The following is a 16,683-nucleotide window of genomic DNA, read 5'->3' as shown; positions in this document are numbered from 1 at the left end:
CGACTGCCACGCCGGTCACGCCAGTGAACAGGCGACGCCGTTGAACCCGTGATTGCAATAGGCACCGGGATTCTTCGCGAGGAACTGCTGATGCTCCGGCTCGGCCGTGTAGTACGTGCCGTCCCCGGCCTCCGCCAGCGGCTTCAGCTCAGTGGTGATGCTCCCGCGGCCGGCGCCGTGGAGCGCCTCCTGGTAGCGCTCCGCGGAGTCGCGCACGAGCTCGCCCTGGGCCTCGGACGTCCAGTACACGGCGCTGCGGTACTCGGTGCCGACGTCGTTGCCCTGGCGGTTCGCCGTGGTCGGGTCGTGCTGCTGCCAGAACTCCGTCAGCAGGGCGCGCAGGGTCTCGTCGCCCCCGGTGTAGATGATGCGGACCGCCTCGGCGTGACCGGTGCGAGCCGAGAAGACCTCCTCGTAGGTGGGGTGGGGCGTGTAGCCGCCGGCGTACCCCGCCGAGGTGGTGTGCACGCCCGGGATCTGCCACGCGATGCGCTCGATGCCCCAGAAGCAGCCGCCGGCCAGGATGATCTCCTCGCTGCCCGCCGGCCACGGGCGCGGGTCCGCGGGGGCATCGGGGCCGAGCATGTCGGTGCCCAGCACGAGATGCTCGCGCTCGAGCCGGTACGGATACGCATCGCGACCCGGGAGAGCATCCTCCGGCGCGACCATGTCCTTCTTGTGCGCATACAGGAGATCCATCATCTGCCACATGCCGTTCACGGTAGCCCTGCGCGGCCGCGCGCGGGAGAGGCCAGGGACGCTTCTCACGGGGAGGGCCGGGCGCGGAAGGATCACCGTGTGCGGGGCAGCACCGTCGCCAGCAGGGCGAGCACGGCCAGGACGCCGGCGACCAGCATCCACGGACCGAACTGGAGCCCGGAGAGCGCCAGCACCACGACTCCGCCCACGACGCTGACAGCGAGGACCGCCGCGAATCCGCGCCCGCCGAGAGACCAGGCCGAGCGCTCGAACACGCCATGCGCGGGCAGCGTGGCAGCCAGCGCGAACGCCGAATGCGACACCAGCAGAGCGACCCCCACGCCGGCGGCGCGTACCAGCGTCAGCTCGTCCTGGCCCACGAGGGCGAGGATGATGACCAGGGGCGCCAGCAGGCCGATGTCACTGTCCGGATTGACCACCTGGACCAGCACCGACAGGCCGACGCCCAGCGTGACCAGCACCGTGCCGATATGCACGAACAGCCCTCCCGGGAGCGTGAGGACCACAGCGATCGCCATGGCGATCAGCCCGGTTGCCCGGAGGGCCCACTGGCTGCCGCTGACGGTCCACAGCCCCAGCAGCAGGGTGGCCACCGGATCCAGCATTCTGCCCAGGCGCATCATGACCTCCTCATCCGTGGCGCCGAGCGCGCGGCGGACAACGACAGCAGCACCGGCGCGAGCGAGGAGGGGCCCTCCCAGGCCGTCACCGGAACCCCGGCCTCGCGCAGCTCGCGCACCGTCTTCTGTCGCAGCATCCGCCGCAGGGCCCACGCCTCGGGCCAGAAGCGATCGGAGATCCTGCCGTCCGTGCGCATCGGCTTGCCCCGCAGCACCGAGACGTCCCCGATGCTGGGCGGGAGGGTGTCCACGACGATCACGTCGGCCCCGTGCGCGACGAGCGTGCCGATCTGCGTCACGGCATCGGGGCTCAGCAGCGGCGAGCAGACGACCGTGAGCGTTCCGGGGCGCACTGTGTGCAGGCGGCGCGAGGGACGGGTGCGGCCGTCGGCCCGTCCGGCGCGCGAGAGGGCGTCGGTCAGCACGCGCAGCTGGCGCGGCCCCGTCCCGGCACGGACCGGCCCGATGAGATGGCCGATGTCGAACACGGCGACGCGGTCCCCGGTGGTGAGGTAGTGGCGCGCGATCGCCGAGGTGGCGCGCACGGTCATGTCCAGGCTGGTGGGCGCCTCCTCGCCGGCCCAGGGGGCGGGCGGGATGTCGGCGATGGTGTCGGTGACGATGAGGACGTCGGTGTCCTGCTCGGTGAACGTGGCATTGGTGTGCAGCTGCCCGGTGCGGCTGGTGACGCGCCAGTTGATGCGGTGCAGACGGTCCCCGGGCCGGAACGCCCGCACCTCGGCGAGGGCGGTGCCATCGCCGCGCCGGCGGGAGAGGTGCATGCCGCTGATCCCGATGGGCGTGGGGACCTCCGTCGGCGCGTCGAGCACCGTCGAGGACGGCACCACCTGCACCTCCAGCGGCGGCAGCTGCTGCTGGGCGCGGAAGGCGCCGAACGCATCGGTGGCCAGCACGTGTATCGGGCCCACGCGGACGCGTCCCCAGCGCTGCGCGCTGACCCGCAGGCGCAGGGACCCGTCGCCGGCCACGGAGCCGTGCCGTGGTCCGTACACGGCGTGGGGCTGCATCGGGACGGTCGCCGCGGTGAGCACGCCGGGAGCGGTCGTCATCGACACCGCGGCGGTACCGCCCTCCTCGAGCGAGCGACGGTTCGCCGACGCCTCCGGGGCTGCGACTCCGTGCTCCTCGCCCCGGGCGATGCGCCGCGCGAGGGCCACCAGCGCCCACGCCAGCAGCGGCAGCCCGGCGAGGATCAGCAACGGCCGGCCGACGAGCACCGCCAGGCCCACCGCGGTGCAGCCGACCACGGCGGCCCGCACCAGGGCGGCCGTCGGCCGGGTGCGGACCAGCGGGAGCCGGGGTCGGTGGTTCTCCGCCGGCTGATCTCGCCGGACACCCCTGCGCCTGGCGTCGGTCCCGGCGCTCACGTCGGCGTGCCGACGGGGTCGACGGCCGCGGGGACCGGCACCTGGCCGAGCACGGCCTCGACCACGCCGGCACCGGTCGCGTTCTGCAGCCACAGCTCGGGCTTGACCGTCACGCGGTGATCCAGCGCGGGATGGGCGAGGGCCTTGATGTCCTCGGGCACCACGAAGGTCCGCCCGCGGATCACCGCGAGTGCGCGGGCGCAGGTGATCAGGGCGAGCGTACCGCGGGGCGAGGCCCCGACCAGGGCATGCTGATGGGTGCGGGTGGCGGCGACCAGCTCGACCGCGTAGTGGCCCACCGAGTCCTCGACGTGGACGTCCTCGACCGCTGCCTGCACGCCCAGCAGCCCGGCGCCGTCGAGCACCCCGGCGACCGTCTGCTCCTCCCGCCGCCGGTCCAACCGGCGGGAGACGACGTCCCATTCCTGCTCGGCGGTCGGATATCCGAAGGACAGTCGCAGCAGGAACCGGTCCAGCTGCGCCTCCGGCAGCGGATAGGTGCCCTCGTGCTCGATCGGGTTGGCGGTGGCCAGCACGTGGAAGGGCTGCGGCAGGGGGCGGGTGGTGCCCTCGACGGAGACCTGGCGCTCCTGCATCGCCTCCAGCAGCGCCGACTGCGTCTTCGGGGGCGTGCGGTTGATCTCGTCGGCCAGCAGCAGGCCGGTGAACACCGGTCCGGGGCGGAACACGAACTCTCCGGTGCGCTGGTCGAACACCTCCGCGCCGGTGAGGTCGGCCGGTAGCAGGTCGGGGGTGAACTGGGCGCGGGTGAAGGGCAGCCCCAGCGCCTGGGCGAAGGAGCGTGCCGCGAGGGTCTTGCCGAGGCCGGGCAGGTCCTCGAGCAGCACGTGGCCACCGGCGAGGATGCCGGTCAGCACCAGTTCGAGGGATTCGCGCTTGCCGACCACGGCGGTGGCGACGGCGTCGAGCACGGCCTGGGCGGCGGCCGTGGCCTCGGAGGCGTTCATGGGGGTGGGGTCGGTCATCGGTCCCTCTCCTCGCCGTCGGCGAGCTCTCGGAGATAGCGGTGCAGGGCGCGCCGGTCGATGGGGCCGACGGGATGGCTCTGCGGGTCGGGGTGGCGGGCGTCGGCGATCAGCCGGCGCAGGCCGGAGCTCAGCGGCGGGGCATTCGGATCGCGGGCGCGCTCGTCGGCGATGTCCCCGAGCACTCGGGCCAGGCCGCGGGAGGTCATGCGGCGATTCGGCTGGGCGCCGTGGATGAGGTCCTCGAGGCGGCGCACTCGCATGTCCTGGGCGTCGGGGAGGATGTAGCCGGTCTCGAGATCCAGCTCGGGGGTGTACAGCGGCTCCGCGCGGGCGATCCCGACGTGGAGGAGCCACCACAGGACTCCGGCGGCCAGGCCCAGGGCGATCGGGATCGGCACGGGGATGAGGAGCCCGGCCAGGGCGCAGAGCCCGAGGGCCGCGAACGTCCCCAGGAGGGCGACGGCGACCCGCCAGAGCAGCGGCAGCAGCGGACGGATCGCGGCGATCATGGCGATCGCCTCTCGGTCGGCGCGTCGAGATCGGCGGTGAGGCGGTCCAGGAGGGTCAGGGCCTCGTCGCGGTCGCTCTCGGCCAGCGGTGTGGGGTCGAACAATGCCCGCCGGTACAGCTGGGAGAGGCGGTCCAGGGATGAGCGGTCCAGCTCCAGCGTGCCCAGCACTGCGACGACGAACTCGAGCGTGGTCTGGGAGGGACTGCGGCGCACGCCCGCCTCGGCGATCGCCCGTTCCAGCGCGAGCCAGGCGGCGATCACGGCATCGTGGGCGTCGACGACCGTGGACAGCTGGGCTCGGGCATCCTCGAATGCGGCCTGCGCCTGCGCGGCGGTCAGCTCGTCCTCGACCGCGTCGGCGGCGACGGCCGGGGTGGGACGCGCCAGCTTCCGCATCCGCAGCAGCAGCCACACCGCCAGCGCGGCCACGAGAGTGCCGAGCACCCAGAGGGTGATCGCGATCCCGGTGGAGCTCCCGTCGGACTGCGGCGGCGCGGCCGGCTCGCTCAGGCTGGGCAGGTCGGGCTGCGAGGGCTCCCTCTCGCGCAGGGGCGGCTCGAACTCCGGCTGGGTGCGACCGACGAACGTGGGGCCGGAGCCGCGGTCCGCGGCAGCTCCGAGGGTCGCCAGACCCACCCCGCCCAGCGCGGCGACCAGCAGCAGGAGCGCCACGACCCGTCGGCTCACGGCAGCGGATCCGGTGACGGCGGGGACGGCGAGCCGTGCGGAGAGGCGATCACGATGGCCTGCTCACCGGCGATGCGGGTGAGGATCAGGGTCGCGGACTCGTTGCCGAAGCGGCGGGGGCGCAGCTTGCGGCGCAGCTCGTCGGGCTCCACGGCAGTGCCGCGCTTCTTGATCTCCAGGACGCCGAGATGGTGCTCGCGCAGGTAGGAGATGAGGCGTTTGAGGCCGAACGGCATCACGTCCCGCACCGAGTAGCCGCGGGCGAAGGGGGTGTCGATCCGGTGGTCACCGGTGAGGTAGGCGATGGTCGGATCCACGGTGTGGGCGTCCAGGTCGGCCGCGAGACGCCCGATGAGCCCGGCACGGATGACGGCGCCGTCGGGCTCGTAGAGATGATCGCCGAGCGGGCCGGAGCCCGGGTCCGCGGTGGCGTCGGGTCCGTGATCGAGCCGGTGCGCCCCGTCCCGGTCGATCAGCACGGCCGACGAGGTGACGCCGGGGCGCGCCAGCGGACCGAACCAGGCGGTGGCCTCGAGGACCTGGCCGTGGAAGGAGAGCCACTGCACCTCGGTCTCGGCTGGCAGGTCGTCGCGATCGATGCCGGGGCCGAGCTTCGCCCCCAGGGGTCCGAACTCGTCGCCGCGACCGAGCCGGCGGGCGAGGTCGATCACCGTCGACAGCGGCGGCTCGTACTCCTCGGGGTCGTGCAGACGGCGGGTGCCTCCGCGGGCCGGGGCACGGCGGCCCGGGTCCAGCCAGATGGCCTCGGTGTCGGTCGGGTCGTGGCCCTCGGCGCGGCCGAGGTTCACGGTGGCGGTGGGGAAGGGGCGCAGGTTCATGGTGGCCACGGCGACCGCGAGCGGGTCGCGGTCCACGGCGCGGACCTCGAGGCCGAGACCGGCGAGGGCCATCGCGTCGCCTCCGATGCCGCAGCCGAGATCGGCGACGGAGGAGATCCCGGCGCGCTGGAAGCGCTCGGCGTGCATGGCCGCGACCGGCAGTCGGGTGGCCTGTTCGAGGCCGTGCGGGGTGAACAGCATCGAGGAGGCGAACTCCCCGAACTTGTCGACCGCCTTGGCGCGCAGCCGTGCCTGGGTCATCACGGCCGAGACGAGCTCCGCGGAGTACCCGGCCTCGCGAAGGCGTGCGCCCTGGCGGAGGGCATCCTGCTCCCGGTACGGCGGCAGGGAGTTCAGCAGTGCCCATCCGGCGGGCTGGAGGACAGGCTCGAGCGCCTGGACCGCGGCGTCAGCGTCGTCGGGGGAGGGCGGAACCATGCCGACCAGGCTACCTGGTGGGCATGTGTCCCGGGTCACCGGTTCGGCGGTCGAGGATCCCTCGCCCTGCCGGGCACCCCGCGGAACAGCCTAGGCCGACGTGTCGAGCACGAGCTTGCCGCGGGTGTGGCCGTCCTCGAGGAGGCGATGGGCCTCGGCGATCTCACTCAGCGGCAGCACCTGGGAGACCTCGAGCGGATAGTTGCCGGCGCGGATGCCCTGGACCAGGCGGTCCAGCCGGTCGCGGCCGGTCTTGATCTGCGGCACCCGTGCTTCCACACCCTTCTCGTGCGCGGGGGTGAGGTCGGCCAGAGTGGGCAGAGCGACCGCGAGCCCGCCCTCGGCCAGGTGGTCCAGGCTGGGCTCGAACGTCGAGTGGTAGTGCGTATCGAGGACGACGTCGACCCCGCGGCCGCCGGTCTCCTGACGGATCTGGGCCTCCCAGTCCTCGGCGTCGTAGGCGATGGGCGTCGCGCCCAGCTCGCGGATCCGCTCGGCGTTCGCCGCCCGTCCGGTGGCCCAGACCCGCTCGGCGCCGGCCTCCAGCACCATCGGGATCAGCAGCTGGCCGACGCCGCCGCTGCCACCGTGGACGAGCACCGTCTGGCCCGGCTGGATCTGCGCGGTGTCGTGGACGGTGGCGATGGCCGTCAGGCCGGCCAGAGCGAGGCCGGCCCAGCGGGGCAGGTCCTCGTCGGGGACCTCGTCCGGGATGGGGGCGAGCTCGTCGGCGCCGATCGCGATGACCTCGGCGGCCACTCCCCGGAGGTCGCCGGGTGCGCGCATCCCGAACACGCGGGTGCCGGGGGAGAGGCCGCGGGACCCGAGTTCGGCATCATCGAGGCCCGAACCCGCGAGCATCACCGTGCCGGCCATCTCGCGACCGGTGCCCGCCGGCAGCTCCAGCTCCTTCGCCTTGCCGGAAGAGCCGTCGCGCAGCTTGTAGTCCAGCGGATTCAGCCCCACGTAGGCCACGCGCACGAGCACCTCGTCGGGCCCGGGCTGCGGGCTCGGGGCGTCCGTGTGCAGGGTCAGGACCTCGGGGCCGCCGAAGCGGTCGAATCGGATCTCGCGCATGGATCCATCATGCACCCACGGGCGGGCCGGTGGCAGGATGCGGCGCCGGGCTGTGGACGGCCTCGGGGCCCGAGTCCGGGGACCGTGGGATGATCGCGGGCGAGCACTGCCAGCAGGCCGCGATGCCGGCCCCGATCCGATCTCGGCCTGACTGCGTGTCCCGGCCCGGTCACGACCCACCCGAGCGGCGGACCCCGAGCACGAGACGGAGCACCCCGAGGAGAACCATGTCCGCTGACCGCATCGACCCGTGGCGGTGGCGCGCCTCGCTGATCGAAGCAGCGGCCGGGCGCCTGCGGCCGGTGCGCACCGGTGAGCCGATCCCGCTTGCCGAATCCAGCGGGCGCCGACTCGCGGAACCGGTCCGGGCGCCGGAGGATCTCCCGGCGGTCGCCGAATCGGCGATGGACGGTTTCGCCGTGCACGCGAGCGATCTGGCCGACGGAGATGCCGTCCAGCTGCCCGTGATCGCCGATCTGCCGGCCACCGCGACGCGGCCGGGGGCGGCGGAGCCCCACGTGCCGACCGGTACCGCCGCCCGGATCATGACCGGCGCGCCCATCCCGGCGGGAGCCGATTCCGTCGTCGAGATCGAACGGACCGACGCGGAACCCGCCGGCCAGGCTCCGACCACCGTTCGCATTGCTCCGCCGGACGAAATGCGACCGGGTCGCCATGTGCGCGGACCGGGCGAGGAGGTCGCCCGCGATTGCGTGCTGGCCGAAGCCGGCGACGTCGTCGGCCCCGGTCTCGTCGGTCTCGCCGCGACTCTGGGCCTCCCGACCCTGACGGTGCAGCCGCGGTTGCGGGTGGGTGTGCTGGTCACCGGTGACGAGGTCGTCGACGGCCGGCACGGCGTGCCGGAACCCGGTGGGATCCGCGACTCCAACGGTCTGATGCTCGCCGCCGCGGTCGCTGAGCTCGGCCACACAGCGCGCACACTCCGCAGCGGTGACGCTCCAGCGCAGTTCCAGCGCACGCTGGAGCGGGCCGCGGAGGATTCGGACCTGGTGATCACGACAGGTGGCATCGGCTACGGCGCCTATGACGTGGTCAAGGCGACGCTGGGACCGGATGGTCGCGGCACCTCACACTTCGCCCACCTCGCCCTGCGCCCCGGCGGACCGCAGGGGTTCGGCACCGGTCCTGGAGGCGTGCCTGTAATCCATCTGCCCGGCACGCCAGTCGGAGCCCTCGTCGGATTCCACCTGTTCGCGCGGCCTCTGCTGGCCGGGGAAGCCGGCATCGCCCGAGCCCGTCTCGCCGCCGCAGCAGAGGGAGCCCGGCCACGCACGTCAGGGAAGGGGCCGAACCGCGTGGCGCGGGCCGAGCCGACAGCCAGGACGTTGCATGCATTGCCGGGACGCCTGAGCCAGAAGGACGGTGAGGCCTGGGTCGAACTCTTACCGGGGCGTCGACTGCTGCCCTTCGCGCGTGCCGACGCTCTGGTGCTGCTTGAGCTCGCCACCGGAGCGGAGCTGCCGGAAGGCGACCACGTTCGTGTCATGCGCCTCGCGGCCGGCTCACCGGCCGCCTTCGCTTGACACCTCGAGCTGGCGGTCGCGTGCGTCAGCCTGTTGCCGGGACATCTCGCGGCGCGATCGACGGCGATCGACGAAGGTCCGTGTCCAGGAGGCGATCATGACCACGCCGGCGCCGAGCGCCAGTCCGAGTGTCAGGGCGGCCAGCCATGCGCTGTAGAGCCATCCGGCCACGGGGACGAGGGCGAGGGCGAGCAGCCCGATAGGCCACGGGCCGATGCTCTTCCTGCCGAGGAGGTCGGCCCCCGCGACGGCGGCGAGGACGCCCAGTGCCAGGGTGAGGAGGTGCAGGAAGGTCACGATTCGAGCATAACCGGCTGTCAATTGGTGCCTGGCGGCCCGGTTGAGGCACTTTTGCCGGGTCCCGGGGCGCTATCGTGTCCGGGGTGCGAACCGGGTGAGACCCGGAGCACATCGACAGGCCCAGGGTGGGGAACCCTCACCGAGCCACACAGATGTGGTCGGCGTCCCGTGATGATCCCGGGTCGTAGCGGGCCCGCCTCGACGCGGACTCCCGGTCACGAAGTACTGCAGGACGCGACCCTGCAGGTACGGAGAGGAAGACAGAGGATATGCCGGACAGCTTGCCCAGGAGACAGCGTGATTAGGTTCGTCTCGATCCGGGTGCTCACGTACGCGATCCTCGCTTTCGTCGCCACCAGCTTCGCCTACCTGCTGGCCGCCTCCCTCATGCATCCGGAGGAAGTGCTGTACCCGCCGGCGGCGACCGAACCGGTCCCGTACGAGAGTGCTCAGCTCTATCTCAACGCGCGCAACGTCAATCCCGACACCCCTCTGTTCGAGCGCTACGCCACCTGGCTCGGGGGATTGGTCCGTGGTGATCTCGGCGTGACCACCGGGACCAACAAGGCCATGGTTCCGGTGGTCGACGAACTGGCCAACAGGATCCCGATCAGCCTCCGGCTCGTGCTGCTCGGCACCATCATCGGGACCGTCGTCGGCGTCGTGCTCGGCATGATCGCCGCGGTCCGTCGCGACTCCCTCGACGACCGCGCCTCCACTCTGCTGGCCTTCTTCGTCCTGTCCCTGCCCACCCCCGTGATCATCCTGATCGTGCAACAGGCCAACCAGGCGATCATGGACAGCACCGGCTGGGGCCTGCCGGCGATCAACCCGATCAACCCGCTGCTCGAGCCCGGGTCCTGGGAGTCGATCCGCTACCAGGTCAAAGCGCTGGTGATGCCGACGATCGTCCTGGCCGTGACCGCTGCCGCCTCGTACTCGCGATACATGAAGGTCACCACGTTGGACGTCCTCGGCAGCGACTACCTCCGCACCGCCCGGGCAAAGGGGCTCACCCGCGGGCGTGCGATGACGCGGCACGGGCTGCGCATGGCGCTGATCCCGATGGGGCAGTACTTCGCCTTCGCCGTGGGGGCCGCGTTCTCGGGGTCCCTGTTCGTCGAGCTGATGTTCAACTGGCAGGGCATCGGCCGCTTCGCGATCTCCTCCATCGGGATGGCCGACGTCAACGGCACGGCCGGGGTCGTGCTCTACACGGCCATCCTGACGCTGCTCTCCGCGACGCTCGCTGACATCCTGCAGGGCGCGCTCGACCCGAGGATCCGGTGAGACCATGACGAACTCCCACGACATCCGCTCGAGCGACGACGCCGCGCAGCTTCGAGAAAGCACCGAGCCCGACGCCAACCTGGTCCTCGAGTCGGGGTCGCAGGACGCCGCTGCGCCCGCGGACCAGCCGACCGCGGACCCGTTCGAGTCGATGAGCCGCGGGGTGCTCCTGCGCCGCCGCTTCCTGCGCAGTCCCAGTGCCTGGATCGGGATGATCTCGTTCGCGCTGCTGGTGCTGCTCGCGATCTTCGGCCCGATGCTCTATCAGTACGGGCCGTTCGAGCGCGACCTCCGCAACGCCCTGACGGGTCCGAGCGCCTACCACTGGTTCGGCGTCAACGAGAACGGCCTGGACATCTTCGCGCGCACCCTCCAGGGCCTGCGCATCTCGCTCGTGATCGGAATCGGCACCGCCCTGCTGACCTCCCTGCTCGCGCTCGTCGTCGGCGTCGTCGCCGGCTACGTCAGCAGCAAGTCCACATGGGGCGCACTCGCCGACGGCGGGCTCGTCAACCTGATCAACCTGTTCCTGGTGATCCCCTCCCTGCTGCTGCTCATGCTGTTCAGCCCCGTGCTCCAGCAGGCGACCTGGTTGTGGATGATCCCGCTGCTGGCCGGCTTCGCCTGGATGCTCACCGCCCGCGTCCTGCGCGCAATGACCCAGCAGCTGGTGCGCACCGAGTATGTCCAGGCGTCGCGCTTCATGGGCGTCAACCCGATCATCACGATGACGCGGCACATCATTCCCAACATCGCCAGCTGGATCATCATCGACACCACGCTCGGCGTGAGCGCCGCGATCCTCGGGGAGACCGGGCTGTCGTTCATCGGCTTCGGCATCCAGTACCCGCAGGTCTCGCTGGGCACGGTGCTGCAGGACTACAACATCTCCGCGCCCTACACCTGGATGCCGCCGGCGGCGATCCTCGCGGTGCTCGTCATCTCCATCAACCTCATGGGTGAAGCTCTCCGCGACGCCCTCGACCCGACCAGCGGCTCCAGCCGACTCTGAGGGGAAGCCGAATGACCGAACCCATCCTGTCCGTGCAAGACCTCAGCGTCTCCTTCCCCTCCGAGTACGGGACGGTGCGCGCCGTCCAGGAGCTCAGCTATGAGGTCCGTCCGGGCGAGGCGCTCGCCATCGTCGGCGAGTCCGGTTCCGGCAAGTCCGTGAGCTCGCTGGCGGTGATGGGCCTGCTGCCGCGCGCGGCGAGCGTGAGCGGTGAGATCGACCTGCTGGGCCGCAAGGTATTCACCATGGACGATCGTGAGCTCTCCGCGCTGCGGGGCAACACGATCTCCATGGTGTTCCAGGACCCGCTGTCGGCCCTGACCCCGGTGTATCAGGTCGGACGCCAGATCGCCGAGGTCGTACGCATCCATCACCCCGAACGCTCGAAGGCGCAGGCGGATCGACGTGCGGTCGAGCTTCTCCACGCCGTGGGCATTCCGGAGCCGGAACGGCGCGCACAGCAGTACCCGCACGAGTTCTCCGGAGGGATGAGACAGCGGGCGATGATCGCCATGGCGATCGCCAACGAGCCCGAACTGATCATCGCCGATGAACCGACCACGGCTCTGGACGTCACCATCCAGGCACAGGTGCTGGACCTGCTCAAGTCTGCCCAGGAGCTCCTCGGCGCCGCGACCGTGCTGATCACCCATGACATGGGCGTGGTCGCTGGATTCGCCGATCGGGTCCTGGTCATGAAGGAATCGAAGATGGTCGAGACCGGCCCGGTCGACGACATCTTCTACCGGCCGCAGGAGGAGTACACGCGCAGCCTGCTCGCGGCGGTGCCCCGGGCCGATCTGGCCGAGTCCGAAGGCACCAAGAGCGTCGCGGGGTCAGCGCTGCGCCAGGTCGCCGAGCGCGCCGCGAGCTCCGAGGACCGCGGGCCGCGCGAGGCGCGACCGGCCGTGCTCGAGGTCGAGGAGCTGCAGCGGATCTACCCGATCACCGAGGGGGCACTGGTCCGCCGGAAGGTGGGCGAACAGCGCGCCGTCGACGGCATCTCCTTCGATATCCGTGAGGGCGAGTGCCTCGCCCTGGTGGGTGAGTCAGGGTGCGGCAAGACGACCACCCTCATGGAGATCATGCAACTGAGAACTCCGCAGCAGGGCGTCATACGCATCGGGGGCAAGGAGACCGGCGCCCTGACCCGCAAGGAGCGCGCCGCGCTGCGTTCCGAGGTCACGATCGTCTTTCAGGACCCGATGGCAGCACTGGACCCGCGCATGCCGATCAGCGACATCCTCAAGGAGCCGATGCGGGTCCAGGGATACAGCAAACAGCGCATGGACGAGCGGGTGGACTGGCTGCTGAAGATGGTCGGCCTGCTTCCCGAGCACGCGGCGCGATTCCCCACGGAGTTCTCCGGGGGCCAGCGCCAGCGGGTCGGCGTGGCACGAGCCCTGGCCTGCGATCCGAAACTGATCGTGCTCGATGAGCCCACGTCCGCCCTCGATGTCACGGTGCAGGCCGGCGTGCTCGCCATGCTCGCCGACCTCAAGGCGCGCCTCGGGGTGAGCTTCTTGTTCGTCTCCCACGATCTCTCCGTCGTACGGCACATCTCCGATCGCGTCGCGGTCATGCAGAAAGGGAAGATCGTTGAACTCGGGGACACCGAGGACGTCTTTACCGATCCCCAGCACGAGTACAGTCGAGAACTTCTCGCGGCGGTTCCGATTCCGGACCCGGAGATCGCGCGCGCTCGGCGTCGGGACGTGATAGATCATTCCATCTTCGGTGGCGACAAAGGAGTCTCCTCGGGGGTCGGTACGGCCCCCTGACCAGCACAGAAGGAAACCGGAGCAGACGGCACCAGAGGGTGCCGTCCCCTTTTCCTGCCTGCGCAGAAATGCGTGTGGAGCATGCCCGGATACCGTGTGTTGCGAATGAGTAACAGCGTCAACGATCGGCCGTGTCGTAGATCGCATCGGACATAGGGTGAACCCACCGCAGGCGGGGAAGTGACCAAGGAGGTCGCAATCCCATATCGCGTGCAGGTCACATACGTGGAGCGGGCCCGACGAGCGGATCCGCGAGTGAAGGAGAAGCACATGCGTTTGACGCGGCGTTCCATGCTGGGGGCGACGGCTCTGACCGTCTCGATGACAGCCCTGGCGGCATGCAGCCAGGATCCCGGGAACAGTGGCGACGGAGCGTCCGACGGCGGTGGGGACCAGATCGCTGCCGACCAGAACGACATCAACGCGATGAAGCGGGACGAACTCGGCGAGGGAGGCGTGCTGCGCCTGGCGAACAACGCCTTCCCGGCGAACTGGAATCCGTTCCACACCGATGGCAACGAGGCGAACACCAGCGACATGCTGCGCGCCATCTTCCCGCTCGAGGTATGGCACTCCGACGCCGCCGGAGAAGTGACGGCGAATCCTCACTACGCCAAGCGGATCGAGCTGACATCCGAGGATCCGCAGGTCGTCGAGGTCGAGCTGAACGAGGGAATGACGTGGTCGGACGGCACTCCGATCAACTACACCTCGCTCGAGAACGTCTTCACGATCATGGACGGCTCGAAGCCTGAGTACGGCATCGCATCCTCCGAGGGGTACGACAAGGTCGAGAAGATCGAGCAGGGTGAGAACGACCTCACCGCCGTGATCACGTTCAAGGAGAAGTACGCGGACTGGATCGGCCTTGTCGCGCTCATGCCGGACTCGCTGGCAGAATCCGCGGACGCTTTCAACACTGGGTGGCTCGAAGAGCCCAAGGTGACGGCCGGGCCGTACAAGGTCGGGAAGATCGACGCCGCGAACAAAACTGTGCTGCTCGAGCCGGATGAGAACTGGTGGACCGACAAGGCACTGCTCGAGCAGGTCCTGTTCACCACCATCGAGGATCCGGCCGCGACCGCCACCAGCTTCCAGAACGGTCAGCTCGACGTCATCGAGACGACGGTGCCGGCGACGTACTCCGTCGTCGAGCCGATGATCGGCAGCGGTGCCACGCTGCGGATGGCGGCGGGGCCCGACTGGACCCACATCACGCTGAACGGTGCGGAGGGTCGTCCCCTTGCTGACCAGGCCGTCCGCCAGGCGATCCACCGGGCGATCGATCGCGAAGAGGTGTTCCTCGCCGTCAACGCGACGATGCCGTACCCGGAGAACACCGAGCCTCTGAACAACCACCTGCTGATGACGAATCAGGAGGGGTACCAGGACAACGCCGGCGACTTCGGGACCTACGATCCCGATGCCGCCAAGAAGCTCCTGGAGGATGCCGGGTACGCCTTCGAGAACGATCTCGCCACCAAGGACGGCGAGCCGATCGAGATCACCTACGTCTACAACGACGGCTCGAAGACCAATGAGGCGGTCGTCCCGGTCGTGCAGGAGCAGCTCGCCGCGATCGGCATCACGATGAAGGTGCAGAAGGTTCCGCCGACGGACCTGTTCGCCAAGTACGTCATCCCGGGCGAGTTCGACCTGACGTTGTTCGGGTGGGTCGGCAACCCCTTCCTGTCCTCCGGAGACGCGATCTGGAAGTCGGATGGGGAGCAGAACTTCGGGAAGGTCGGGAACGCCGAGACGGACGACCTCGTCGACCAGGCCTCGGTCGAGACGGACCCGGCCAAGCGCCTGGACCTGATCAACCAGATCGATGCGAACCTGTGGGAGCTCGCAGGCACCATCCCGCTGTGGCAGTCCTACGACTTCTTCGTCCAGCACGACGATCTCGCGAACTTCGGCGCGTTCGGCTTCGAGAACCCCGACTGGACCAAGATCGGCTACGTCGCGGGATCGGACAAGCTCAGTTCCTGACCACGTCCCCGCGCCGGCGCAACCGCACCATCGCCTGGGAGAGCCCCGGTCCCCACGGACCGGGGCTCTCCCGTCTGCGCAGGCGCCGCGCTCCGGGAGGCCGACGTGGGCTTGGTGAGCCGGCGACGCGGGCTTGGTGACCCACCCGAGAGCGTTCTGAGAGAGACTGCGTCCATGGTCACCGAGCGTCACGAGTCCCACGTCGGCGGTCCGCCGGAACCCCGGGGGTCTGCGGGCCGACCGGACATCGCGGAGCGCGCTCTGCCAGCGCAGCGACTGAGCCCGCCGGGCGCGGACGCACCAGGCGAGCGCTACACCCGTCAGATGCGCCTGCCCCAGCTGGGCGAGCTCGGGCAGCGCAGGCTGGCCGCCTCCCGGGTCGCGGTCATCGGTGCCGGCGGCCTCGGTGCCCCTGTGCTCTCCTATCTCGCCGCCGCGGGCGTCGGCTCCCTCACGGTGTTCGATCCGGACGTTGTCGACGCCACCAATCTGCACCGGCAAGTGCTGTTCACCGCCGCGGACGTCGGCCGCTCCAAGGCCGTGGCGGCGGGTGAGCACCTGCGGGCGCAGAACCCCGACCTCTCGGTCACGGCCGTGGTCGAGGCGGTCACGCCCACCACCGCGCTGGAGCAGCTGAACGGCCACGACCTGGTGCTCGACGGGACCGACAACTTCCCCACCCGGTACCTGGTCTCCGACGCCTGCGAGCTGCTCGACGTGCCGCTGGTGTGGGGTTCGATCCTCGCCTTCGCCGGGCAGGTCAGCGTGTTCTGGGGCGCCGGCGGCCGCGGCGTCACCTACCGCGACGTCCACCCCGTGCCGCCGCGGCCGGGGGAGGTGCCCAGCTGCGCCGAGGCCGGCGTGCTGGGGATGCTGTGCGGGGTGATCGGATCGACCATGGCGATGGAGGCCGTCAAGGTCATCGCCGGTATGGGAGATGTGCTCTACGGCCGCCTCGCGCTCTACGACGCGCTGAGCGCCCGCTGGGACGAGCTGCCGATCGCCCGTGATCCGCAGCGCCCGCCCGTCACACGGATCGAGGACATCGCCGTGACCTGCGGACTGCCCGGGCCGACGGCGCCGGGGACCGACGAGGTCGAGCCCGACGAGCTGCCGGCACTGCTGGCGGCCGGGACGCGGGTGCTCGACATCCGCGAGAGCTCGGAGCTGGCCGACGGGATGGTCCGCGGCGCCGAGCACGTGCCGATGGGCAGACTGCTGGATCCGGCGGAGGCGGATGATCCGGAGCTCGCGCCGCAGGGACTCGACGGCGCGGTGCTCTACTGCGCGGCGGGGACCCGGTCGGCCAGCACCCAGCGGGTCCTCTCTGAGCGGGGGATCCGGGTGCGCTCCCTGCGCGGAGGCTTCGCGGCCGCGCGGGGCAGCGGGATCGAGCTCGTGTCCGTGCAGAGGAGCGAGGCCGATCGCCCGGGTCAGCACGGGAGCGACGCCTCGTCCTGACGGCGCTGACCGCGCGCCGCTGAGCGGCCCTCGC

Annotated in this window: 15 protein-coding genes; 6 read left to right on the top strand and 9 right to left on the bottom strand. The window is 70.7% G+C overall.

Annotation, left to right across the window (positions count from 1 at the left end; genetic code table 11):
• Nucleotides 1-15: 15 nt before the first annotated feature.
• From msrA to ACFQS2_RS08555, 8 genes are all read right to left on the bottom strand, one after another.
• Nucleotides 16-711: a peptide-methionine (S)-S-oxide reductase MsrA gene (gene msrA / locus ACFQS2_RS08590; RefSeq protein WP_377016239.1), complete on the bottom strand. Its 696-nt coding sequence runs from the start codon at nt 709-711 to the stop codon at nt 16-18.
• Between the two features lie 80 nt (nt 712-791).
• Nucleotides 792-1,340, bottom strand: a complete 549-nt coding sequence (locus ACFQS2_RS08585; RefSeq protein WP_377016241.1) for a hypothetical protein — start codon at nt 1,338-1,340, stop codon at nt 792-794.
• Nucleotides 1,340-2,728, bottom strand: a complete 1,389-nt coding sequence (locus ACFQS2_RS08580) for a DUF58 domain-containing protein (protein ID WP_377793377.1) — start codon at nt 2,726-2,728, stop codon at nt 1,340-1,342. The genes ACFQS2_RS08585 and ACFQS2_RS08580 overlap by 1 nt, the downstream gene beginning before the upstream one ends.
• Complete coding sequence (locus ACFQS2_RS08575) at nt 2,725-3,714, bottom strand: AAA family ATPase (RefSeq protein ID WP_377793376.1); 990 nt, start codon at nt 3,712-3,714, stop codon at nt 2,725-2,727. The genes ACFQS2_RS08580 and ACFQS2_RS08575 overlap by 4 nt, the downstream gene beginning before the upstream one ends.
• Nucleotides 3,711-4,226 carry a hypothetical protein gene (locus ACFQS2_RS08570; protein ID WP_377793375.1) on the bottom strand — a complete coding sequence of 172 codons (516 nt, stop codon included), beginning with the start codon at nt 4,224-4,226 and terminating at the stop codon, nt 3,711-3,713. Before ACFQS2_RS08570 ends, ACFQS2_RS08575 begins: the two co-directional genes overlap by 4 nt.
• Nucleotides 4,223-4,915 carry a DUF4129 domain-containing protein gene (locus ACFQS2_RS08565; protein ID WP_377793374.1) on the bottom strand — a complete coding sequence of 231 codons (693 nt, stop codon included), beginning with the start codon at nt 4,913-4,915 and terminating at the stop codon, nt 4,223-4,225. The genes ACFQS2_RS08570 and ACFQS2_RS08565 overlap by 4 nt, the downstream gene beginning before the upstream one ends.
• Nucleotides 4,912-6,192: an SAM-dependent methyltransferase gene (locus ACFQS2_RS08560; protein ID WP_377793373.1), complete on the bottom strand. Its 1,281-nt coding sequence runs from the start codon at nt 6,190-6,192 to the stop codon at nt 4,912-4,914. Before ACFQS2_RS08560 ends, ACFQS2_RS08565 begins: the two co-directional genes overlap by 4 nt.
• Nucleotides 6,193-6,282: 90 nt before the next feature.
• The gene (locus ACFQS2_RS08555; protein WP_377016253.1) at nt 6,283-7,269 is read right to left on the bottom strand and encodes an NADP-dependent oxidoreductase; all 987 of its coding nucleotides are present in this window, start codon (nt 7,267-7,269) and stop codon (nt 6,283-6,285) included.
• Between the two features lie 227 nt (nt 7,270-7,496).
• Here ACFQS2_RS08555 and ACFQS2_RS08550 point away from each other — a divergent pair, with 227 nt between their 5' ends.
• Nucleotides 7,497-8,813, top strand: a complete 1,317-nt coding sequence (locus ACFQS2_RS08550) for a molybdopterin molybdotransferase MoeA (protein ID WP_377793372.1) — start codon at nt 7,497-7,499, stop codon at nt 8,811-8,813.
• Here the strand turns inward: ACFQS2_RS08550 and ACFQS2_RS08545 are convergent.
• Nucleotides 8,793-9,110 (bottom strand): hypothetical protein, encoded by a 318-nt coding sequence (locus ACFQS2_RS08545; protein WP_377793371.1) that lies wholly within the window; start codon nt 9,108-9,110, stop codon nt 8,793-8,795. The two genes, ACFQS2_RS08550 and ACFQS2_RS08545, sit on opposite strands and share 21 nt — an antisense overlap.
• Before the next feature lie 300 nt (nt 9,111-9,410).
• Between ACFQS2_RS08545 and ACFQS2_RS08540 the strand changes: the two genes are divergently transcribed.
• The 5 genes from ACFQS2_RS08540 (at nt 9,411) to ACFQS2_RS08520 (ending at nt 16,649) form a co-directional block, all read left to right on the top strand.
• Nucleotides 9,411-10,403 carry an ABC transporter permease gene (locus ACFQS2_RS08540; protein ID WP_377016259.1) on the top strand — a complete coding sequence of 331 codons (993 nt, stop codon included), beginning with the start codon at nt 9,411-9,413 and terminating at the stop codon, nt 10,401-10,403.
• 4 nt (nt 10,404-10,407) lie between these two features.
• The gene (locus tag ACFQS2_RS08535; RefSeq protein ID WP_377016261.1) at nt 10,408-11,415 is read left to right on the top strand and encodes an ABC transporter permease; all 1,008 of its coding nucleotides are present in this window, start codon (nt 10,408-10,410) and stop codon (nt 11,413-11,415) included.
• A gap of 11 nt (nt 11,416-11,426) precedes the next feature.
• Nucleotides 11,427-13,196 (top strand): ABC transporter ATP-binding protein, encoded by a 1,770-nt coding sequence (locus ACFQS2_RS08530; RefSeq protein WP_377793370.1) that lies wholly within the window; start codon nt 11,427-11,429, stop codon nt 13,194-13,196.
• 270 nt (nt 13,197-13,466) lie between these two features.
• Nucleotides 13,467-15,188, top strand: coding sequence for an ABC transporter family substrate-binding protein (locus ACFQS2_RS08525; RefSeq protein ID WP_377793369.1), 1,722 nt, complete (start codon nt 13,467-13,469; stop codon nt 15,186-15,188).
• A gap of 324 nt (nt 15,189-15,512) precedes the next feature.
• Nucleotides 15,513-16,649 carry a ThiF family adenylyltransferase gene (locus ACFQS2_RS08520; RefSeq protein WP_377793368.1) on the top strand — a complete coding sequence of 379 codons (1,137 nt, stop codon included), beginning with the start codon at nt 15,513-15,515 and terminating at the stop codon, nt 16,647-16,649.
• Nucleotides 16,650-16,683 lie beyond the last annotated feature (34 nt).

It is taken from the genome of Brachybacterium sp. GCM10030267, assembly GCF_042666875.1.
Lineage (GTDB): Bacteria > Actinomycetota > Actinomycetes > Actinomycetales > Dermabacteraceae > Brachybacterium.
This window is presented reverse-complemented; position numbering and strand designations above follow the sequence as displayed.